Origin of the sequence: Allobosea sp. TWI1241 (genome assembly GCF_039673065.1) — a bacterium.
Lineage (GTDB): Bacteria > Pseudomonadota > Alphaproteobacteria > Rhizobiales > Beijerinckiaceae > Allobosea.
On record NZ_JBDJKW010000006.1, the window covers coordinates 82227 to 101676 of the forward strand.

Annotated in this window: 21 protein-coding genes; 11 read left to right on the top strand and 10 right to left on the bottom strand. The window is 69.6% G+C overall.

The genetic code is table 11. From position 1 onward, the window contains the following. Window positions 1-41: 41 nt before the first annotated feature. Window positions 42-1829: an ABC transporter transmembrane domain-containing protein gene (locus ABE438_RS09890; protein ID WP_346502440.1), complete on the bottom strand. Its 1788-nt coding sequence runs from the start codon at window positions 1827-1829 to the stop codon at window positions 42-44. 146 nt (window positions 1830-1975) lie between these two features. Between ABE438_RS09890 and rpmE the strand changes: the two genes are divergently transcribed. Next, window positions 1976-2209 (top strand): 50S ribosomal protein L31, encoded by a 234-nt coding sequence (rpmE, locus tag ABE438_RS09895; protein WP_346502441.1) that lies wholly within the window; start codon window positions 1976-1978, stop codon window positions 2207-2209. Window positions 2210-2355: 146 nt separating this feature from the next. Here the strand turns inward: rpmE and rcdA are convergent, their stop codons facing one another. Beyond that, entirely contained in the window at window positions 2356-2883 is a 528-nt protein-coding gene (rcdA, locus tag ABE438_RS09900) for a protease adaptor protein RcdA (protein ID WP_346502442.1), read from the bottom strand. 352 nt (window positions 2884-3235) lie between these two features. Then, entirely contained in the window at window positions 3236-3436 is a 201-nt protein-coding gene (locus ABE438_RS09905; RefSeq protein WP_346502443.1) for a DUF1192 domain-containing protein, read from the bottom strand. Between the two features lie 94 nt (window positions 3437-3530). Between ABE438_RS09905 and ABE438_RS09910 the strand changes: the two genes are divergently transcribed. Both ABE438_RS09910 and ABE438_RS09915 read left to right on the top strand, forming a co-directional pair. After that, window positions 3531-4541, top strand: a complete 1011-nt coding sequence (locus ABE438_RS09910; RefSeq protein ID WP_346502444.1) for an NAD(P)H-quinone oxidoreductase — start codon at window positions 3531-3533, stop codon at window positions 4539-4541. Window positions 4542-4724: 183 nt separating this feature from the next. Next, window positions 4725-5456 carry a DUF1013 domain-containing protein gene (locus ABE438_RS09915; protein WP_346502445.1) on the top strand — a complete coding sequence of 244 codons (732 nt, stop codon included), beginning with the start codon at window positions 4725-4727 and terminating at the stop codon, window positions 5454-5456. Window positions 5457-5558: 102 nt separating this feature from the next. On the opposite strand, the gene ABE438_RS09920 is transcribed toward ABE438_RS09915, so the two are convergent. Then, a complete protein-coding gene (locus ABE438_RS09920) occupies window positions 5559-7511 on the bottom strand; it encodes a propionyl-CoA synthetase (protein WP_346502446.1) in 1953 nt (650 codons plus the stop codon). Between the two features lie 260 nt (window positions 7512-7771). On the opposite strand from ABE438_RS09920, the gene ABE438_RS09925 reads away from it, so the two are divergent. Both ABE438_RS09925 and ABE438_RS09930 read left to right on the top strand, forming a co-directional pair. After that, window positions 7772-8527: a sulfite exporter TauE/SafE family protein gene (locus ABE438_RS09925; RefSeq protein ID WP_346502447.1), complete on the top strand. Its 756-nt coding sequence runs from the start codon at window positions 7772-7774 to the stop codon at window positions 8525-8527. Between the two features lie 102 nt (window positions 8528-8629). Continuing rightward, the gene (locus ABE438_RS09930; RefSeq protein ID WP_346502448.1) at window positions 8630-10258 is read left to right on the top strand and encodes an acyl-CoA synthetase; all 1629 of its coding nucleotides are present in this window, start codon (window positions 8630-8632) and stop codon (window positions 10256-10258) included. Window positions 10259-10261: 3 nt separating this feature from the next. Here ABE438_RS09930 and ABE438_RS09935 read toward each other — a convergent pair whose 3' ends face one another. Beyond that, complete coding sequence (locus tag ABE438_RS09935) at window positions 10262-11161, bottom strand: sensor domain-containing diguanylate cyclase (RefSeq protein WP_346502449.1); 900 nt, start codon at window positions 11159-11161, stop codon at window positions 10262-10264. A gap of 151 nt (window positions 11162-11312) precedes the next feature. Next, a complete protein-coding gene (locus ABE438_RS09940; RefSeq protein ID WP_346502450.1) occupies window positions 11313-11501 on the bottom strand; it encodes a YdcH family protein in 189 nt (62 codons plus the stop codon). 230 nt (window positions 11502-11731) lie between these two features. On the opposite strand from ABE438_RS09940, the gene ABE438_RS09945 reads away from it, so the two are divergent. The 5 genes from ABE438_RS09945 to ABE438_RS09965 all read left to right on the top strand — a co-directional run bounded on the left by ABE438_RS09945 (window position 11732) and on the right by ABE438_RS09965 (window position 15102). Beyond that, window positions 11732-11950 (top strand): YdcH family protein, encoded by a 219-nt coding sequence (locus ABE438_RS09945; protein WP_346502451.1) that lies wholly within the window; start codon window positions 11732-11734, stop codon window positions 11948-11950. 115 nt (window positions 11951-12065) lie between these two features. Next, window positions 12066-12563, top strand: coding sequence for a 5-(carboxyamino)imidazole ribonucleotide mutase (gene purE / locus ABE438_RS09950; protein WP_346502452.1), 498 nt, complete (start codon window positions 12066-12068; stop codon window positions 12561-12563). Then, window positions 12560-13657, top strand: a complete 1098-nt coding sequence (locus tag ABE438_RS09955) for a 5-(carboxyamino)imidazole ribonucleotide synthase (protein ID WP_346502453.1) — start codon at window positions 12560-12562, stop codon at window positions 13655-13657. Before purE ends, ABE438_RS09955 begins: the two co-directional genes overlap by 4 nt. Before the next feature lie 164 nt (window positions 13658-13821). Continuing rightward, window positions 13822-14055 (top strand): 30S ribosomal protein S21, encoded by a 234-nt coding sequence (gene rpsU, locus ABE438_RS09960; protein WP_346502454.1) that lies wholly within the window; start codon window positions 13822-13824, stop codon window positions 14053-14055. Window positions 14056-14253: 198 nt separating this feature from the next. Beyond that, on the top strand, window positions 14254-15102 hold the full coding sequence (locus ABE438_RS09965) for a tetratricopeptide repeat protein (RefSeq protein ID WP_346502455.1): 849 nt from the start codon (window positions 14254-14256) through the stop codon (window positions 15100-15102). 258 nt (window positions 15103-15360) lie between these two features. Here ABE438_RS09965 and ABE438_RS09970 read toward each other — a convergent pair whose 3' ends face one another. From ABE438_RS09970 to ABE438_RS09985, 4 genes are read right to left on the bottom strand one after another with little or no spacing between them, the layout of a single operon-like run. After that, window positions 15361-16767: an NAD(P)(+) transhydrogenase (Re/Si-specific) subunit beta gene (locus ABE438_RS09970; protein ID WP_346502456.1), complete on the bottom strand. Its 1407-nt coding sequence runs from the start codon at window positions 16765-16767 to the stop codon at window positions 15361-15363. Window positions 16768-16774: 7 nt separating this feature from the next. Continuing rightward, a complete protein-coding gene (locus ABE438_RS09975; RefSeq protein ID WP_346502457.1) occupies window positions 16775-17206 on the bottom strand; it encodes an NAD(P) transhydrogenase subunit alpha part 2 in 432 nt (143 codons plus the stop codon). A gap of 24 nt (window positions 17207-17230) precedes the next feature. After that, window positions 17231-18370: a Re/Si-specific NAD(P)(+) transhydrogenase subunit alpha gene (locus ABE438_RS09980; RefSeq protein WP_346502458.1), complete on the bottom strand. Its 1140-nt coding sequence runs from the start codon at window positions 18368-18370 to the stop codon at window positions 17231-17233. Window positions 18371-18410: 40 nt separating this feature from the next. Next, window positions 18411-18695 carry an aa3-type cytochrome c oxidase subunit IV gene (locus ABE438_RS09985; protein ID WP_346502459.1) on the bottom strand — a complete coding sequence of 95 codons (285 nt, stop codon included), beginning with the start codon at window positions 18693-18695 and terminating at the stop codon, window positions 18411-18413. A 334-nt stretch (window positions 18696-19029) separates the two neighbouring features. Here ABE438_RS09985 and ABE438_RS09990 point away from each other — a divergent pair, with 334 nt between their 5' ends. Further along, window positions 19030-19425: a hypothetical protein gene (locus ABE438_RS09990; RefSeq protein WP_346502460.1), complete on the top strand. Its 396-nt coding sequence runs from the start codon at window positions 19030-19032 to the stop codon at window positions 19423-19425. The last annotated feature ends 25 nt before the right edge of the window (window positions 19426-19450 follow it).

Consider the following 19450-nt stretch of genomic DNA (forward strand, 5'->3'; position numbering starts at 1 on the left):
GGAGCGCGAGCCCCGGCGCCGGTCGAATACCATACCGCCCCTCAGGCGGCTTCCAGGCCGAATTGCAGCCGTGCCAGCCGGGCATAGAGCCCGCCCTTGGCGACGAGGTCGGCATGCGTGCCTTCCTCGACCACCCGGCCTTCCTCCATCACCAGGATGCGATCGGCCGAGAGGATGGTGGCGAGGCGGTGCGCCACGACCAGCGTGGTGCGCCCGCGCATCAGCCGGTCGAGCGCGTCCTGCACCGCGCGCTCGCTCTCGGAATCGAGTGCCGAAGTCGCCTCGTCGAGCAGGAGGATCGGCGCGTCGGTCAGCAGGGCGCGCGCGATCGCCAGCCGCTGGCGCTGCCCGCCCGACAATGTCACGCCGCGCTCGCCGATCACCGTGTCGTAGCCCTGCGGCAGGGCCCGCACGAACGTGTCGGCGGCAGCGAGCCTGGCCGCCTCCTCGATCTCGGCGCGGCTCGCCTGCGGGCGGCCATAGGCGATGTTATCGGCGACCGTCACCCCGAACACCGTCGGCTCCTGCGGCACCAGCGCGAAACGGCTGCGCCATTGCGCCGGATCGGCCTCGGGACCGGCGACGCCGTCGACCAGCACCCGCCCGGCGAAGGGATCGTAGAAGCGTAGCGCCAGTTGCAGCACCGTGCTCTTGCCCGCGCCCGAGGGGCCGACCAGCGCGACGCGCTCGCCCGGTCGCACCGCGAGGTCGAGATCGGCCAGCGCCAGCTGCTCGCGGCCGGGATAGCGGAAGGCGACGCCCTCGAAGGCGAGCGCGCCCGACGCCGGCTCCGGCAGCGGCCTGGGATGCGGCGGGGCGGCGATGGCCGGCTTCGTCGCGAGGATCTCGCCCAGGCGCCCGGCGGCGCCGGCCGCAGCCGAGATGTCGCCATAGACCTCGGAGAGCTGGCCGAGCGAGCTCGCCGCCAGCACGGCATAGAGCACGAATTGCGACAGCCGCCCGCCAGTCATCCGCCCGGCGAAGACCTCGGTCGCGCCGACCCAGAGCACCAGCACCACGCTGGCGCTGACCAGGAAGATCGCCACGCCCGACAGCCAGGCGCGCGAGCGCGTCGCGTCGCGGGAAGCGCCATAGGCCTCCTCCGAGGCGCCCTCGAAGCGCGCCGCCGTGGCGCGCTCCGCCCCGAAGGACTGCATGGTGCGGATCGCGCCGAGCGCTTCGGAGGCGAAGGCGGAGGCGTCGGCCAGCCGGTCCTGCGCCGCCCGCGCGCGCTTGCGCACCGAGCGGCCGGAGAAGACCAGCGGCAGCACCACCAGCGGGATCGCGCCGACGACGATCGCCGAGAGCCGCGGGCTGGTCGCGACCATCAGCCCGAGCGCACCCAGGAACATGATGACGTTGCGCAGCGCGATCGAGGCGGTCGAGGCGAAGGTCGACTTGATCTGCGTGGTGTCGGCGGTGAGCCGCGACACCAGGTCGCCGGAGCGGCTGGAGTCGAAGAAGGCCGGCTCCAGCCGCGTCAGGTGCCGGAACACGTCGGCGCGCAGGCTCGACACCACGCGCTCGCCGACCGTCATCACGAAGTAGAATCGGATCGAGCTGGCCAGCGCCAGCACCGCCACGACGCCGATCAGGATGGCGAAATAGGAATTGGCGAGCTGCGACTCGCCGGCGGAGAAGCCGACATCGATCACCCGGCGCACCGCGATCGGCAGCGCCAATGTCGCCCCCGACGCGACCAGCAGCGCCGCCAGCGCGATCGCGATCCGGCGCTTCTGCGCCAATGCATAGGGCCAGAACGACCTCAAGGCCGCGAAATCCGGTCGGCTGCCGGAGCTGCCCTTGTCGTTGCCGTCGTCTTTAGCCACGCTTATCGATCCTGAAATGCTTGCACCTGCCGCCGGGCTGCGCTATGGCCACCCGACTTCACGACAGGCTCGTACGAATTGTTCGAAGAGCCGGCGATGCGCGCCGCGTTCCGGCCGCCCGCTTTTCGACGATTGAGGATTTCGCCATGAAGACCGGCATTCATCCCGACTACCACACCATCAAGGTCGTCATGACCGATGGCACCGAATACTTCACGCGTTCGACCCTCGGCAAGGAGGGCGACACGCTGAACCTCGACATCGATCCGAACACCCACCCGGCCTGGACCGGCGGCACCCAGCACATGCTGGATCGCGGCGGCCGCGTTTCGCGCTTCAACTCGCGCTTCGGTTCGCTGGGCGCCCTCGGCAAGAAGTGAGGCCTGGCGGGCGACAGCCCGCCTCGTCCCGCGACGAGACAAAAAACCCGGCCTCGCGGCCGGGTTTTTCGTATGCGCGCCTGGTCCGCGTCCGACCTCGCGCCCCCGCGGGCGGCAAGGTCGGGCAGGAGGCTGCGGGAGCGCCCTCAGCGGGCGCCGGCCAGCCTGGCCTGCAGGGTCTGCAATTGCCCCAGAACGGGATTCAGCCGCGGCGCCGACCGGGCGCCCGACATCTGCTCGTCGAGATGGCGGATGCGCTCCTGCAGCCGCAGGGAATGGGCGATCAGGTCGCGCAGGCGCTGCGGCAGGCGAGCCGCCTCGGCCGAGCTCGGCTGCAGCATCGCCTCGTTGAGCTTGACCTTGTTGTTCTCGGCGCGGGCCTGCTCGGAGGTCATCTCACCCTCGGCGACCGCGCGCTGGACCAGCAGCCAGGAGGCAATCTGCATCAGCCGGGTGGTGAGGCGCATGCTCTCTGTGGCGTAGGTCAGCGAGACCTCGCGCGGCAGCGCCGCGGATTCAGCCCGGCCCTCGCTGTCGAGATAGCCCGCCGTCGCCTCGACCAGCCCCATTCCCTCGCGGAACAGCGTCATGAAGGCGTCCGACTTGACGAAGCCGCGGGCGAACGGGATCGCCCCTTCGCCATCGGTCTGGAGCTGAAGCGTCACATCGGTCATCTCGGCGTCTCCATTCGGCACAATGGCGTGCGCACGCGGGACGCAACGCCGGATCGTGCCGGAAACAGCGCAAGGATAGCGCCATGCGCGACCGTCGGTCCGTTAAGGCGGCGTTAACCCTAACGGTGGCAGGTTCGCGGCCACCTCTCCTGCTTATCTGCTCGGGATGTCGGCGCCCCCAAAAAAAGAGCCGCCCCGTAGGCGGCTCGAAGGTCAACAGGGAGGCGTCAAACAGAGTGGGCAGGAGCCACTCGACATCCAGCGAAACTGGATGATCCGATTCATAATCTGGAATCCTTAAACGGCCGTTAACGCGGGCCGGCCGGCGATGTGCCGCGCCGCCGCCGCGACCTCAGCCCTTCAGGCGGAAGACCGCGTCCGCCGCCGAGCGCGAGGCCGCCTTGTGGGCGCGCGCCTGCTCCAGCCTGACGATCTCCTGCCGCAGCAGAGCGATGCGCTCGTCGAGCTCCGCCACAGCGAGCGTCGACAGGTCCTGCCCGATCTCGTGGGCGCGCTTCGGCGCCGGGCGGTCGTCCTCGAGAAATCCAGCCATGGCCACCTCGCCTTGCATCCGGGGGGAGGCGGAGCTTAATCGGGGACCGGCACGGGCGCCACCGGCCCGGCCCCGCCAGCGAGGAAGCGAAGCCATGACCGTCCAGAGCCCCGCCCTGCCCCGCATGATGACCGCGATCGGCTTCACCGAGCCCGGCGGCCCCGAGGTGCTGGTGCCGCAGCAGCGCCCGGTGCCGGCGCCCGGCCCGGGCCAGCTACTGGTCAAGGTCGCGGTCGCCGGGGTCAACCGGCCCGACGTGCTCCAGCGCCAGGGCGGCTACGCCCCGCCCAAGGGCGCCTCCGACATTCCCGGCCTCGAATTCTCCGGCACGGTCGTAGCGCTCGGCGAAGGCGTGGTGCGCTACGGCGTCGGCGACCGGGTCTGCGGCCTCGTCGCCGGCGGCGGCTATGCCGAATACGCCGTGGTGCACGAGGACAACGCCCTACCGATCCCGGCCGGCTTCTCCGATGAGGAGGCCGGCGCCGTGCCCGAGACCTATTTCACCGTCTGGACCAACGTCTTCCAGCGCGGGCGCCTCGCCGCCGGCGAGACCTTCCTGGTCCATGGCGGCTCGTCCGGCATCGGCACCACGGCGATCCAGCTCGCCAAGGCCTTCGGCGCGACCGTGATCGCCACCGCCGGCTCGCGCGACAAATGCGAGGCCTGCCTGGCGCTCGGCGCCGACCACGCCATCAACTACCGCGAGGCCGATTTCGTCGCCGGCGTGCAGGCGGCGACCCAGGGCCACGGCGCCGACCTGATCCTCGACATGGTCGGCGGCGACTATGTCGACCGCAATTACGAGGCGGCGGCGGAGTCCGGACGCATCGTGCAGATCGCCTTCCTCAACGGCGCCAAGGCCAGCGCCAATTTCGCCCGGCTGATGATGAAGCGGCTGACCCATACCGGCTCGACGCTGCGCCCGCGCACCGTGGCCGAGAAGGCCGTTATCGCGCGCGAACTCGAGGAGAAGGTCTGGCCGCTCTTCGCGCTCGGCCGCTGCAAGCCGCAGATCCACGCCCGCTTCCCGCTGGCGCAGGCGGCCGAGGCGCATGCGCTGATGGAGAGCAGCAGCCATATCGGCAAGATCGTGCTGACGGTGTGAGGGCCTGCGGTGCCGGGCGCCCGCCGGTGCCGGGCGCCCCGCACGCTTTCCGTGGACAGCCTGCGCGGCTTTGCCTATAACGCGCCGATCCTCCTCATCGTCGATGATTTGGATGACCGGCCGGGGCGGCCGGTCGGCGCATGAGAGCTATTGCCCGCGACACATCCTTCAGGAGACGAGCCCGTGTCACAAACGCCGCTGATGCCCAAGGCCACCGCGGTCTGGCTGGTCGAGAACACTTCGCTGACCTTCGAGCAGATCGCCGACTTCTGCAAGCTGCACCCGCTCGAGGTGCGCGGCATCGCCGATGGTGAGGTCGCCGCCGGCATCAAGGGCCTCGACCCGATCACCTCGGGCCAGCTCACCCGCGAGGAGCTCGAGCGCGCCGCCAAGAATCCGCAGCACCATCTGCGCCTCGCCGAGCGCAAGGTGAAGGTGCCCGAGGTCAAGCGCGCCAAGGGGCCGCGCTACACCCCGGTCTCCAAGCGCCAGGACCGGCCGAACGCCATCCTCTGGCTGCTGCGCAACCATCCCGAGCTCAAGGATTCGCAGATCATCCGCCTGGTCGGCACCACCAAGTCGACCATCGCGCAGATCCGCGACCGCACCCACTGGAACACCCAGCAGCTGACGCCGATCGACCCGGTCAGCCTCGGCCTCGCCTCGCAGATCGATCTCGACTTCGAGGTCGCCCGCGCCGCCAAGGACCGTCCGGCCGCCGTGCTGCAGGACACCGGCTCGACCCTGCTCTCCGCCGAGGAGACCACCGCGCCGGCGCCGTCCGCCCCCGTCCAGCCCTTCGCCGACATGAGCCGGCCGAAGCGTCAGGAGGAAGAGGCGATCGACGTCGATTCGGTCTTCGCCAAGCTGAAGCAGCTGAAGCGCGACGACGCTGAGGAGGACGACGAGGGCTGAAGCCCTGTCGCAACCGCCCCGGGACACGAAAAAGAGGCGCCGGCGAAGCATCGCCGGCGCCTCTCGCATTCTGCAAGGGCGCACCGCGCCGTGGAAGCGTCCTCAGCCGAGGCCGCGTCCTTTCAGGGCCTCGCCGATCTCGTCGAGCACCGCGGCGTCCTCGATCGTCGCCGGCACGGCATAGTCCTGCCCGTCGGCGATCTTCTTCATCGTGGCGCGCAGGATCTTGCCGGAGCGGGTCTTGGGCAGCCGGCCGACCGTGATCGCCAGCTTGAACGCCGCGACCGGCCCGATCTTCTCGCGCACCAGCGCCACCAGCTCGCGCTCGACCATGTCGGGCGTGCCGCCCTGCCCCGCCTTGAGCACCACGAAGCCGCAGGGCTGCTCGCCCTTGAGGGGATCGTGGATGCCGACCACGGCGCATTCCGCCACCGCCGGATGCGAGGCCAGCACCTCCTCCATCCCGCCGGTGGAGAGGCGGTGGCCGGCGACGTTGATGATGTCGTCGGTGCGCCCCATGATGAAGACGTAGCCGTCCTCGTCGATGAAGCCGGCATCCGAGGTGTTGTAATAGCCCGGATAGGTCTCGAGATAGGCGCTGCGGAAGCGCGCATCGTCCTGCCAGAGCGTCGGCAGCGCGCCGGGTGGCAGCGGCAGCTTGACCACGATCGCCCCCATCGTGCCGGGCGGCACCGGCCGCCCGCCCTCGTCGAGGCACTGCACGTCCCAGCCCGGCAGCGGCACCGTCGGCGAGCCGTGGCGCACCGGCAGCATGCCGAGCCCGACCGGATTGCCGGCGATGCAGGAGCCGGATTCGGTCTGCCACCAATGGTCGACCACCGGCCGATCGAGGATGGTCTCGGCCCATTTCAGCGTGTCGGGGTCGGCCCGCTCGCCGGCGAGGAACAGCGTCCTGAACTGCGACAGGTCGTGGCCGGCGAGATGGCGCGCTTCGGGATCCTCCTTGCGGATCGCGCGGAAGGCGGTCGGCGCGGTGAACATCGCCACCACCTTGTGCTCGGCGATGACCCGCCAATAGGCGCCGGGATCGGGCGTGCCGACCGGCTTGCCCTCGTAGAGCACCGTCGTCGCCCCCTGCAGCAGCGGGCCGTAGACGATGTAGCTGTGGCCGACCACCCAGCCGACATCGGAGGCGGTGAACATCACCTCGCCGGGGCGCACATCGTAGAGCTGGTCCATGGTGGCGATCAGCGCGACCATGTGCCCGCCATTGTCGCGCACCACGCCCTTGGGGCGCCCGGTCGTGCCGGAGGTGTAGAGCACGTAGAGCGGGTCGGTCGCGGCGATCTCGGCGCAGTCGGCCTGCCGCCCCGCCGCCCTGGCGGCCGCGACCGCCTCGCGCCAGTCGCGGTCGCGCGGCGCCACGAGTTCGGCCGCGAGCTGCGGCCGCTGCAGCACCAGGCAGGCGTCGGGCTTGTGCGCGGCCAGCGCGATCGCGCCGTCGAGCAGCGGCTTGTAGGCGACGACGCGCGACGGCTCGATGCCGCAGGAAGCGCAGAGGATGACTTTCGGCGTGGCGTCGTCGATGCGCGTCGCGAGTTCCCTGGCCGCGAAGCCGCCGAACACCACCGAATGGATCGCGCCGATGCGGGCGCAGGCCAGCATGGCGAAGGCCGCTTCCGGGATCATCGGCATGTAGACGATGACGCGGTCGCCCTTGCCGACGCCGAGATCCTCCAGCACGGCGGCCAGCGTCGCCACCTCGTCGCGCATCTGCGCATAGGTGAAGGAGGCCTTCGTCCCGGTCACCGGGCTGTCGTGGATCAGTGCCGTCTGCGCGCCGCGCCCGTCGCGGACATGGCGGTCGAGCGCGTTGAAGCAGGTGTTGCAGGTCGCGTCCGGGAACCAGCGGCCATAGACCCCGGCCTGCGCGTCGAAGATGCGCGTGGGCGGCCTGATCCAGTCGATCCCGCGCGCGATCTCGCCCCAATAGCCTTCCGGATCGCGCTGCCAGGCGGCATAGGTCTCGTCGTACCGGCTGGTGCGGCGGTTCGGCTGCGCCCCGTCGCGGGCGCCGGCATGACGGGCAGGCATTGACGCGTTCCTCTTCCCCGGGGCCGGCCGCGGCCGCCGCACCGGACCGCGGCACGGAAGACGAGGGCCCCTGTCGTTTTTATCGGATCGCATAGTCCCGAATGGCGTTTCGGCGCCGGAAGACGATGCGATAGGGCTTCTGTCCGGCGCCGGTTCCCTCATGATCCCGGCGCCGGCGCGGATCGTGCCCCTGCGCGGCCTCTCTGCGCAACCCGGTCGGGCGTCAGACTTTCAGCGCAGCGCGAGTGGTCCGGCCGGCGATGATCTTCGACACGACCTTCTTCGCCGTCATGGTCCCGGCCGTGATCCTGATGGGGCTGTCCAAGGGCGGCTTCTCGGGGCTGGGCCTGCTCTCGCTGCCGCTGATGGCATTGATCGTCTCGCCGGTGCAGGCGGCGGCGATCATGCTGCCGATCCTGATCGTGCAGGACGTCGTCACCGTCTGGTCCTATCGCCGCGAATTCGACCGCCGCACCCTGGCGACGCTTTTGCCCGGCGCCGGGCTCGGCATCCTCGCCGGCTACCTGCTGGCGGCCCGGGTCTCCGACGCCATGGTCGGCCTCGTCGTCGGCGTCATCTCGATCGGCTTCGCGCTGCGCCGCCTGCTCGCCGGCAGGGCGCAGGCCACGCCGGCCCGACGGCCGGCCTGGGCGGCGGGAACGCTCTGGGGCTGGGTCTGCGGCTTCACCAGCATGATCGCCCATGCCGGCGGCCCGCCTTTCCAGATCTACGTCATGCCGCTGCGCCTGGCGCCGCCGGTCTTCGTCGGCACCGGCGCGATCTTCTTCGCGCTGATCAACTGGATCAAGGTCGTGCCCTATATCGCGCTCGGCCAGTTCACCGGCGAGAATCTGGCCGCCTCGGCCGTGCTGTTCCCGGTCGCGATCATCTCGACGCTGGCGGGCGTCTGGCTGGTGCGGCGCATCCCGGCCGAGCGCTTCTATGCGCTGATCTACTGGCTTCTGGTCGCGGTCGGGCTCAAGCTGGTGGTCGAAGGCGTGCGCGCGCTGGCCTGAAGGCCCCGCATGAGGCGAAAGGCCGCTCGGCCGAAAGACGATAATGACGCCCGCCGGCCGCTTCGGCTAAGCCTGCGGCGCGACTGGGGAGACGAGACCGCGATGACGAAGAGCGCCTACGACACCGATCTCGACCGCAATCCGGCCAATTTCCAGCCGCTCTCGCCGCTGCCCTTCCTCGCCCGCGCCGCCGAGGTCTTCCCGCAGCACACGGCCATCGTCCACGGGCCGCTGCGGCGCGATTATGCCGCGTTCTACGCCCGCGCCCGCCGGCTGGCCTCTGCGCTGGCCCGCCACGGCATCGGCAAGAACGACACCGTCGCGGCGATGCTGCCGAACACGCCCGCCATGCTGGAATGCCATTACGGCGTGCCGATGTGCGGCGCGGTGCTCAACACGCTGAACACCCGGCTCGACGCCGCGATCATCGCCTTCTCGCTCGACCATGGCGAGGCCCGCGTCATCATCACCGACCGCGAATTCTCCGCGACGGTGCGCGAGGCGCTGACGCTATGCAAGGTCAAGCCGCTGGTCATCGACTATGACGACCCGGTCTATGACGGCCCCGGCGAACGCCTCGGCAGCATCGAGTACGAGGACTTCCTCGCGGGAGGCGATCCGGATTTCGACTGGGTGATGCCGGGCGACGAATGGGACGCCATCGCGCTGAACTACACCTCCGGCACCACCGGCGATCCCAAGGGCGTGGTCTACCACCACCGCGGCGCCAACCTGCTGGCGACCTCGAACGTCGTCACCGGCAATCTCGGCCGCCACCCGGTGTATCTGTGGACGTTGCCGATGTTCCACTGCAACGGCTGGTGCTTCCCCTGGACGATCTCGCTGGCGGCCGGCACCCATGTCTGCCTGCGCCAGGTCCGGGCCAAGGCGATGTACGACGCGCTGGCCGACCATGGCGTCACCCATATGTGCGGCGCGCCCATCGTGATGTCGACGCTGCTCAACGCGCCCGAGGCCGACCGCCGCACCTTCGACCAGAAGGTCTCCTTCTTCACCGCCGCCGCGCCGCCGCCGGAGGCCGTGCTCGCCGCCATGGCGGCCGCCGGCTTCTCGGTGGTGCATCTCTACGGGCTGACCGAGGTCTACGGCCCGGCTGTCGTCAACGAGTGGAACACCGATTGGGACGCCCTGCCCCCGGCCGAGCAGGCCGCGCTCAAGGCGCGCCAGGGCGTGCGCTACCCGGCGCTCGAGGCGCTCGACGTGCTCGATCCCCAGACCATGCAGCCCGTCCCGCGCGACGGCCAGACGCTGGGCGAGGTGATGTTCCGCGGCAATGTCGTGATGAAGGGCTACCTCAAGAACCCCAAGGCGACCGAGGCCGCCTTCGCCGGCGGCTGGTTCCATTCCGGCGACCTCGGCGTCATCCACCCCGACGGCTATGTCCAGCTCAAGGACCGCTCCAAGGACATCATCATCTCCGGCGGCGAGAACATCTCGTCGATCGAGGTCGAGGACGCGCTCTACAAGCATCCAGCGGTGCAGGCGGCCGCCGTGGTCGCCCGCCCGGACGAGAAATGGGGCGAGACGCCTTGCGCCTTCGTCGAGCTGCGTCCCGGCCAGAGCCTGACCGAGGCCGAGGTCGTCGCCTGGTGCCGCCAGCACCTCGCCGCCTTCAAATGCCCGCGCATGGTGATCTTCACCGAGATCCCCAAGACCTCGACCGGCAAGATCCAGAAGTTCCTGCTGCGCGAGATGGCGCGCCAGGCCTGAGCCTCAGGCGATCATCAGCCGGCCGCGGCCGCTGAACTTGGCGTCGTAGAGCGCGGCATCGGCGCGCTTGTAGACGTCCTGCACGGTGTCGCCCGGCTTGATCTCGGTCAGCCCGGCCGAGAAGGAATACTGCAGCTCCGGCTGCTGCGGCAGGCGGCCGGGCCGCGCCAGCAGGCGCAGCAGCCTCTCGATGAAGAGCTCCGCCCCGCCCGGCGTGATGCGCGGCATCACCAGCATGAACTCCTCGCCGCCGACCCGGCCGAAACAGTCGGCGATGCGGATGTTCTGCTGCACCACCCGGCTGAAATCGACCAGCACGGCATCGCCGAACTGGTGGCCGAAACGGTCGTTGATCGCCTTGAAGCGGTCGATGTCGAGCAGCGCCACGCAGACATGGCCGCCGGTGATGTTCACCCGCTCGACCATCTGCGCCAGCACCTCCATGGCGTGGCGGCGGTTGGAGATGCCGGTGAGGTCGTCGGTCTGCGAGGCCTTGAAGGCGCTGTCGCGCGCCTGCCGCAGCAAGCGCTCGCTGGAGCGCAGCTCGGTGACGTCGGAGGCGACGCAGAGCATCCAGCCCTCGTCCGAGACCGTCTCGGTCATCCAGAGCCAGCGCCCGTCGGTGGTGTCGGTCTCGAAGGCGCGATAGGGCACCTTGCCGCGGCGGGACTTGGCCGAGAGCAGCCAGCGTTCGAAATCGGCCTGCGAGAAGGCGACACCGCTGCCCTGCTCGAAATTGCGCCGGACGATCTGCGACCAGGTGATCGCCTCGCCCTCGACGACGCCGTAGACGCGGCGGAAGGCGGCATTGGCCCAGCGCAGCACGTCCTGGGCATCGAAGATCGCGACCAGCGTGCCCGACGCCTCGAACAGCGGTTGGGAGAACTCTCCGAAGGCCTGCACGTCGACATCCTCTCGCGGTGCCCGGTCACCCGGTCCGCGGATCCTTCCCCCGCACACATGAATACCACATGGCTGCACCGACGAAAAAGCCGGCCCATCAGGGCCGGCTGGCATCGATGCGAGCTCCGTGGGCCGGAGCGCGGGGGCGCGGTCAGTGCAGCGTCTGGTGCGGCATCGCCTGCCTGACACGCTGGATCTCATCCTTGAGCGCCAGTTTCTTGCGCTTCATCTCGAGCACGTCGAGACCGTCCGCGGAGGGCTGGGTGGCGGCCTTGGCGATGGCTTCCTCGAGCTGACGATGCTTGCGTTCGAGCTCGACGAGATGGGTCTGCAGCGACATCTGGATCCTCCTGATGAGCATTCCGACTGGGCCAGTCTGGCACAGAGCCGGCTCATCGTCTCCGGGGTATCCGTGCAGCGCATCATGAGATTTCGTGATGGCTGACGTTTGGTTTCCCGAAGCGCGCAAATACGAACCGGCATCCCTGCTCAGGCCGGATCGACGCTCTTGCCGCGTCGCCCCGGCCTGAGCATAGTCGCGGCCGATCGCGGCAATGATGAGACGGCTTCATGGGATTCGAGCTGAGCGCGGAGGAGGTCGAAGCCGTCCAGACAGAGCTGGCGCGGCTGCGCGAGGAGCATCGCGACCTCGACACCGCCATCGAGGCGCTCGAAAGCCTCGGCCCGATCAACCAGATCCAGGTCCAGCGCCTGAAGAAGCGCAAGCTCTACCTGCGCGACCGCATCTCGCATCTCGAGGACCAGCTGACCCCGGACATCATCGCCTGAGCGGTTTTGCCGCATCGGGGCGTGCCGTCCCGCCCGGTGGCGCGAATCTCCTTGCCGCGTCGGCGGTGGCGGTCTAGACCGCGCGCTTCAATTCCCCCCGCCGGGACGCGCATTCATGGCCGAGTCGACCCCACCCGTCGCCATCATCATGGGCAGCCAGTCGGACTGGGCGACCATGCGCCATGCCGCCGAGACTCTGGCCGGGCTCGGCATCGCCCATGAGGCGAAGATCGTCTCCGCCCACCGCACGCCCGAGCGCATGGTCACCTTCGCGACCCAGGCGCGCGACGCCGGCGTCAAGGTCATCATCGCCGGCGCCGGCGGCGCCGCCCATCTGCCGGGCATGACCGCGGCGCTGACCCCGCTGCCGGTCTTCGGCGTACCGGTCGAATCCAAGGCGCTCTCCGGCCAGGACAGCCTGCTCTCCATCGTGCAGATGCCCGCCGGCATCCCGGTCGGGACGCTCGCCATCGGCCGGGCCGGCGCGGTCAACGCCGCTCTGCTCGCCGCCGCCGTGCTGGCGCTGAACGATCCCGCGCTGGCGCAGCGGCTCGACGCCTATCGCGCCCGCCAGACCGCCTCTGTCGCCGACGCGCCGCAGGACGACGCATGAGCGAGCGGCAGCAGCCCCTCGGGCCCGGCACCGTCCTCGGCATCCTCGGCGGCGGGCAGCTCGCCCGGATGATCGCGCTCGCGGCCGCCGATCTCGGCATCAGGGCCCATGTCTATGCGCCCGAGGCCGAGAATCCGGCCTATGACGTCTGCGCCCGCCGCACGGTCGCCGCCTATGAGGACGAGGACGCGCTCGCCGCCTTCGCCGCCGCGGTCGACCTCGTCACCTACGAGTTCGAGAACGTGCCGGCCGCCACCGCCGCCTTCCTCGAGGCGCGGACCCTGCTGCGCCCGGGCGCGGCGGCGCTCGCCGTCACCCAGGACCGGCTGAGCGAGAAGCGCTTCGTCGCAGGCCTCGGCCTCGCCGTCGCCCCCTTCCGCCAGGTCGACGGCGCCGAGGATCTCGCCGAGGCGATCGCCGCACTCGGCCGGCCCAGCGTGCTGAAGACCCGCCGCTTCGGCTATGACGGCAAGGGCCAGGTCAAGATCGGCGCCGACACCCGGCCGGACACCGCCTTCGCCGAGATCGGCGCAGCCCCCGCCATCCTCGAAGGCTTCGTCGCCTTCGCCCGGGAGGTCTCGGTCGTCGCCGCCCGCGGCCCCGACGGCGCCTTCGCCGCCTTCGACGTCTGCGAGAACGAGCATCGCCACCACATCCTCGCCGAGACCCGCATCCCGGCGCGCATCGAGCCGGGATGCGCCGAGGCGGCGATCGACGCGGCCCGGCGCATCGCCGAGGCGCTGGGCTATGTCGGCGTCTTCGCGGTGGAGTTCTTCCTGGTCGAGGACGCGGCCGGCCAGCGCATCGTCGTCAACGAGATCGCGCCGCGCGTGCACAATTCCGGGCACTGGACCAGCGAGGGCGCCGAGACCTCGCAGTTCCACCAGCATGTCCGCGCCGTCTGCGGCCTGCCGCTCGGCTCGGCCGCGCGCTGCGGCGACGTGGTGATGAACAACCTCATCGGCGACCAGGCGGACGACTGGCTGGCGATCCTCGCCGATCCGGGCGCGCATCTGCATCTCTACGGCAAGGGCGCCTCCCGCCCCGGCCGCAAGATGGGCCATGTCACGCGGGTCTCGCGCCGGGCCGACTGAGCCCCGGCGCGCGGCACCGCCAACCGCGCGAAATTTCTCCGCGACGCAACGGCTGCCACATGGACAGGTTTTCGGCTTTCTGATATCGCCACGCGCGCTGCGCCGATCTCCCTGCAAGGACCTCGTCGCCCCGATCCGGTCAACCCGAAACGACGGACAAACACGTGCAGGTTCTCGTTCGCGAAAACAATGTCGACCAGGCGCTGCGCGCGCTGAAGAAAAAGCTGCAGCGCGAGGGCATCTTCCGCGAGATGAAGCTCCGCGGCCATTACGAGAAGCCTTCGGTCAAGAAGGCGCGCGAGAAGGCCGAGGCCGTCCGCCGCGCCCGCAAGCTGATGCGCAAGAAGCTGCAGCGCGAGGGCCTGCTCCCCGCGCCGGTCAAGCCCAAGCGCCCCTGAGGGCCGGGGCGCGGACACGCTGCCGCGCCTTCGCCACATCGGTTCGACATGACGGAAGGCGCCTGGGGAGATCTCCGGGCGTCATTGCATTTGCGGCGGCGTTAACCAAGTGTTGTCACCGTTGGGGCGTTGTGTAGGCCCTTCAAGGCCGCCTGCCGGGCGGCCCCGGCGATGGTCACGGAAGCGATGGGAACGAGCATGCTCTCAGGCAGGAACTGGCTGGTGGCGACGAGCCTTGCGGTGGCTCTGGCCGGCTGCGAGACGGTCGCCGGCGGCGGCGGCACCGGCGTCGCCGTGCTCCAGACCGAGAACACCGAGGCGGCGAAGGTCAATATCGGCTCGCTGAGCGAGGTGGTGAACCGCAACCCCAACGACCCGCAGGCCTACAACACCCGCGGCGCGGCCTATGCCCGCATGGGGCGCTTCTCGGACGCGATCGCCGACTTCACCAAGGCGGTGCAGCTCGACCAGAATTTCGCGCCGGCCTACACCAACCGCGCGCTCGCTCTGCGCCAGACCGGCCGCAACGACGCCGCGATGCAGGACTTCAACCGCGCCACCACGGCCGATCCGAACTATGCGCCGGCCTTCGTCGGCCGCGCCAACCTGCTGCGCGTGCAGGGCAACAGCCAGCAGGCACTCGCCGATCTCAACACCGCCATCCGCCTGCATCCGGAATCGGCGGAGGCCTTCCACGCCCGCGGGCTGGTCTACCAGAAGGAAGGCCAGCACCAGAACGCGGTGACCGATTTCGACTCGGTGATCGACCGCAACCCCTACAACGCCCCGCCCTATATCGCGCGCGGCCAGAGCCTGAACGCGCTCGGCAAGTACGATTCCGCGCTGGAGGACTTCACCGCCGCCCTGAACGTCGACAACCGCAACGCCGATGCCTGGGCCGGACGCGGCTTCGCCTTCGAGAAGCTCGGCAAGAAGGCCGAGGCCTCGGAGGCCTATCAGCGCGCGCTCGGCCTCGACGGCTCGAACCAGACCGCCCGTGCCGGCCAGGCCCGGCTCGGCGGCGGTGGCGGCATGTTCCGCCTCTGAGGCGCCCGCAGGCCCAACACCCTGTTTGTTCGCAGTCCCGACGCCCCGCCCTCCCGGCGGGGCGTTCTGCTTTGGGCGCTTGCGCACATCAGTCTGCGCGCCCGTCACATCGATCGCCGGCGAGACCGGCAGCGCTGCCGCGCAGTGCGGCCCGTCTCGCACTCACCCCCCGCATAGCGTTCGTCGCCGCTGCAGCGCCCACGAAAAAAGGGCCGGCTCGCGCCGGCCCTTTCGGAATGTCCCGCAGAGGCGCGGCGCTCAGTGCGCCATCGCCTTGACGATCTCGTCGGTGACCTTCTTGGCGTCGCCGAACAGCATCATCGTGTTGGGCATGAAGAACAGCTCGTTCTCGACGCCGGCATAGCCGGAGCCCATGCCGCGCTTGATGAACAGCACCGTCTTCGCCTTCTCGACGTCGAGGATCGGCATGCCGAAGATCGGCGACTGCGGATCGGTCTTCGCCGCCGGGTTGGTGACGTCGTTGGCGCCGATGACGAAGGCGACGTCGGCCTGGCCGAATTCCGAGTTGATGTCCTCGAGCTCGAAGACCTCGTCATAGGGCACGTTGGCCTCGGCCAGCAGCACGTTCATATGGCCCGGCATGCGGCCCGCCACCGGATGGATGGCGTATTTGACCTCGACGCCCTCCTTCTTGAGCAGGTCGGCCATCTCGCGCAGCGCGTGCTGTGCCTGGGCCACCGCCATGCCGTAGCCCGGCACGATGATGACCTTGCCGGCGTTCTTCATGATGTAGGCTGCGTCGTCCGGCGAGCCCTGCTTGACCGGGCGCGCCTCCTGGGCCCCGGCGCCGCCGGCGGCCGCGGTCTCGCCGCCGAAGCCGCCCAGGATCACCGAGATGAAGGAGCGGTTCATGCCCTTGCACATGATGTAGGACAGGATCGCGCCCGAGGAGCCGACCAGCGCACCGGTGATGATCAGCGCCATGTTGCCCAGCGTGAAGCCGATGCCGGCCGCCGCCCAGCCCGAATAGGAGTTGAGCATCGAGACGACGACGGGCATGTCGGCGCCGCCGATCGGCACGATCAGCAGCACGCCGAGCGCCAGCGAGATCGCAACGATCAGCCAGAAGGCGGCGTGGCTCTCCGTCTTCATGAAGATCAGCAGCATCACGACCAGCGCGATGCCGAGGCCGATATTGATGCCATGGCGCTGCGGCAGCATGATCGGCTTGCCGCTCATGCGCCCGTCGAGCTTCAGGAAGGCGATGATCGAGCCGGTGAAGGTGATAGCGCCGATCGCGACGCCGAGCCCCATCTCGAACAGGCTGGCGCCCTTGATGGTGCCGACCGCGCCGATGCCGAAGGCCGCCGGCGCATAGAGCGCCGCCGCCGCCACCAGCACGGCCGCGAGGCCGACCAGCGAGTGGAAGAAGGCCACCAGCTGCGGCATCTGCGTCATCTGCACGCGCTTGGCCATGAAGGCGCCGATGCCGCCGCCGAGCGCGATGCCGAGCACCACCAGCAGCCAGCCGGAGAAGGCCGCCGGCGGGTGGAAGATCACCGTGGTGAGCACGGCGATCGCCATGCCGACCATGCCGTACAGATTGCCCTGGCGCGAGGTCGTCGGATGCGAAAGCCCCCGCAGCGCCATGATGAACAGGACGCCGGCGACGACGTAGAGCAGAGCGGAAAGGTTCGCTGCCATGATCCGCTCAGCCCTTCTTCTTGTACATGGCGAGCATCCGCTCGGTGACCAGGAAGCCGCCGAAGATGTTCACCGAGGCGAGGACCAGCGCGACGAAGCCGAAGACCTTGGCCCAGACCGGGCCGTCGCCGAGCGCCGGAGCAGCCTCGACGCCGACCGCGAGCAGCGCGCCGACCACGATCACCGAGGAGATCGCATTGGTGACGGACATCAGCGGCGTATGCAGCGCCGGGGTGACCGACCAGACGACGTAGTAGCCGACGAAGACCGCCAGCACGAAGATGGCCAGGCGGAAGACCGTCGGGTCGACGCCGGTGGCGACGCCGGCGGCGGTGGCCGCCTGCTCGGCATATTTCTCGGCGAGCTCGGCCGCCTGCCGCGCCAGCGCGGCGGCGGAGCGGGCCTGCTCGAGAGCCTGTTCGGGTGTCGGATTAGCCATGATGTGACACTCCCCTCCTCGCCGTCAGGCCTTCGGAGCGAAATTCGGATGGATGACGGCGCCATCCTTGGTGAGGGCGGTCGCCTTGACCAGCTCGTCGTCCCAGTTCACCGCGAGCTTCTTCTCGCCCTTGTCGATCATCGTCTCGACGAAGGCGAAGAGGTTCTTGGCGTAGAGCGCCGACGAGGTCGCGGGCAGACGGCCCGGCACGTTGAGATGGCCGACGATCTTGACGCCGTTGGCGGTCGTCACGACCTCGCCGGGCCTGGCGAGCTCGCAATTGCCGCCACGCTCGACCGCGAGATCGACGATCACCGAGCCGGGCTTCATGCTCTCGACCATCGCGGTCGAGACCAGCTTCGGCGCCGGGCGGCCCGGGATCAGGGCGGTGGTGATGACGATGTCCTGCTTGGCGATGTGGCTCGCCGTGAGCTCGGCCTGCTTGGCCTGATACTCCTTGGACATCTCCTTGGCGTAGCCGCCGGCGGTCTGCGCCTGCTTGAACTCCTCGTCCTCGACGGCGAGGAACTTGGCGCCGAGCGACTCGACCTGCTCCTTGGTGGCCGGGCGCACGTCGGTGGCGGTCACGATGGCGCCGAGGCGGCGCGCGGTCGCGATCGCCTGCAGGCCGGCGACGCCGACGCCCATGACGAAAATGCGCGCGGCCGGCACCGTGCCCGCCGCCGTCATCATCATCGGCAGCGCCCTGCCATACTCCGCCGCCGCGTCGATCACGGCGCGGTAGCCGGCGAGGTTCGCCTGCGAGGACAGCACGTCCATGACCTGCGCGCGGGTGATGCGCGGCATGAACTCCATGGCGAAGGCGGCGACATTGGCCTTGGCCAGCGCCTCGATCTGCGCCTCGTTGCCATAGGGGTCCATCGTCGCGACGACGAGGGCGCCGGCCGGCAGGCCGGCGATCTCGTCCTGCGACGGACGGCGCACCTTCAGCACGATCTGCGCGCCGGCGAGCGCCTCGGCCGCGGTGGCGGCGATGCTGGCGCCGGCCGCCACATAGTCGGCGTCGGGAATGCCGGAGGCCTTCCCGGCGCCGGTCTCGATCACCATGGTGGCGCCGAGGCCGATGAACTTGCGGACGGTTTCCGGCGTCGCAGCGACGCGGGTCTCCGCCCCTTGCGTTTCCGCCGGGACAGCGATGCGCATGACAATCAGCCTTTCAGGCGTAGGTGGGCGAAGCGGTCGATCAGTAGAGCAGCAGGGCGAGCAGCATCAGCCCGAACGGCACAGCGGTGGCGCGCCAGCCGATCGAGGGGGCGGCGATGCCGATGCCCGTGCCGACCAGGGTCAGAAGCGTGCCGACCACGGCGGTGCCCCAGGCATGCTTGGTGCCGCCGACGGCGAGCGCCGTTACGATGGTCAGGCAGGCGAGCGTGCCGACTTCCGCGAAGTGCACGAAGCCGTTGTAGGTCTTCTCGTGCTCCGGATAGTCCATCTGCGGAATGTCGTGGGCGTGTCCGTGGTTGGCCATGAAGATGATCCCGTATTCTTGCGCGTTCCTGACGCCCTGTACCGCACCTGACGGGGGTCGGCAACGCGGCGCCGCAGCATGGCCGCGGCCGCCTCAGGATCCGCCTACCCTTCCCTTAGGAAAAACCAGCCAGGACGTCAATTAAATCGATTTAGATTTAGAGCTGTCGCAGAGCGGCTCTGCATCAGGCGCCGAGGGGCATCGCTGTCGCCGCGAGGCGGCTTCGCACCCCGCCCTGCCAACCCCGCCTTACCCCGTTCGGGTCATGCGCGGACCGCGACGATACGCTCAGCTGTCCCCGCCCCTTTCGGGATTGAAGACGAGGACGAGATCCATGATGCGCGTGCTGCTCCCCTTTATCGCCGGCTTCGCCGCGCTGACGGCTTCGGCGCCGGCAGCCCAGGCCCAGAGCACCGACAGGAACGGCTGCTACAGCGCGCCGCCCAAATGCGTCCGCGGCCAGGTGCAGTGGCGCGAGAACGGACGCCTGCTCTCGGCCCGCATGACCAATAATTGCGGCTCGCGGGTCTACATCAAGTTCTGCATCCATCGCACCAGCGGCGCGCCGGATTGCGGCGCCGACGGGCTGCCGCCCGGGCAGACCAAGGTCTGGAACACCTACAATGCCGACAAGCGCATGATCGCCCGCTTCCGCTATATCGGCTCGCTCCGCACCGACCAGGACTGGGTCTGCGCCGGCCGTTCGCCGGGCTGGAACGCACCGCTCTGAGCGGGCGCCGGCCGCACGCAGCCGG

What these genes read in the sequence shown, in the direction of transcription:
- rpmE (WP_346502441.1), top strand. Translation starts at nt 1,976, where the DNA reads ATGAAGACCGGCATTCATCCCGACTACCACACCATCAAGGTCGTCATG.
- rcdA (WP_346502442.1), bottom strand. Translation starts at nt 2,883, where the DNA reads ATGACCGATGTGACGCTTCAGCTCCAGACCGATGGCGAAGGGGCGATC.
- ABE438_RS09905 (WP_346502443.1), bottom strand. Translation starts at nt 3,436, where the DNA reads ATGGCTGGATTTCTCGAGGACGACCGCCCGGCGCCGAAGCGCGCCCAC.
- ABE438_RS09910 (WP_346502444.1), top strand. Translation starts at nt 3,531, where the DNA reads ATGACCGTCCAGAGCCCCGCCCTGCCCCGCATGATGACCGCGATCGGC.
- ABE438_RS09920 (WP_346502446.1), bottom strand. Translation starts at nt 7,511, where the DNA reads ATGCCTGCCCGTCATGCCGGCGCCCGCGACGGGGCGCAGCCGAACCGC.
- ABE438_RS09925 (WP_346502447.1), top strand. Translation starts at nt 7,772, where the DNA reads ATGATCTTCGACACGACCTTCTTCGCCGTCATGGTCCCGGCCGTGATC.
- ABE438_RS09930 (WP_346502448.1), top strand. Translation starts at nt 8,630, where the DNA reads ATGACGAAGAGCGCCTACGACACCGATCTCGACCGCAATCCGGCCAAT.
- ABE438_RS09940 (WP_346502450.1), bottom strand. Translation starts at nt 11,501, where the DNA reads ATGTCGCTGCAGACCCATCTCGTCGAGCTCGAACGCAAGCATCGTCAG.
- ABE438_RS09945 (WP_346502451.1), top strand. Translation starts at nt 11,732, where the DNA reads ATGGGATTCGAGCTGAGCGCGGAGGAGGTCGAAGCCGTCCAGACAGAG.
- purE (WP_346502452.1), top strand. Translation starts at nt 12,066, where the DNA reads ATGGCCGAGTCGACCCCACCCGTCGCCATCATCATGGGCAGCCAGTCG.
- ABE438_RS09955 (WP_346502453.1), top strand. Translation starts at nt 12,560, where the DNA reads ATGAGCGAGCGGCAGCAGCCCCTCGGGCCCGGCACCGTCCTCGGCATC.
- ABE438_RS09965 (WP_346502455.1), top strand. Translation starts at nt 14,254, where the DNA reads ATGCTCTCAGGCAGGAACTGGCTGGTGGCGACGAGCCTTGCGGTGGCT.
- ABE438_RS09970 (WP_346502456.1), bottom strand. Translation starts at nt 16,767, where the DNA reads ATGGCAGCGAACCTTTCCGCTCTGCTCTACGTCGTCGCCGGCGTCCTG.
- ABE438_RS09975 (WP_346502457.1), bottom strand. Translation starts at nt 17,206, where the DNA reads ATGGCTAATCCGACACCCGAACAGGCTCTCGAGCAGGCCCGCTCCGCC.
- ABE438_RS09980 (WP_346502458.1), bottom strand. Translation starts at nt 18,370, where the DNA reads ATGCGCATCGCTGTCCCGGCGGAAACGCAAGGGGCGGAGACCCGCGTC.
- ABE438_RS09985 (WP_346502459.1), bottom strand. Translation starts at nt 18,695, where the DNA reads ATGGCCAACCACGGACACGCCCACGACATTCCGCAGATGGACTATCCG.
- ABE438_RS09990 (WP_346502460.1), top strand. Translation starts at nt 19,030, where the DNA reads ATGATGCGCGTGCTGCTCCCCTTTATCGCCGGCTTCGCCGCGCTGACG.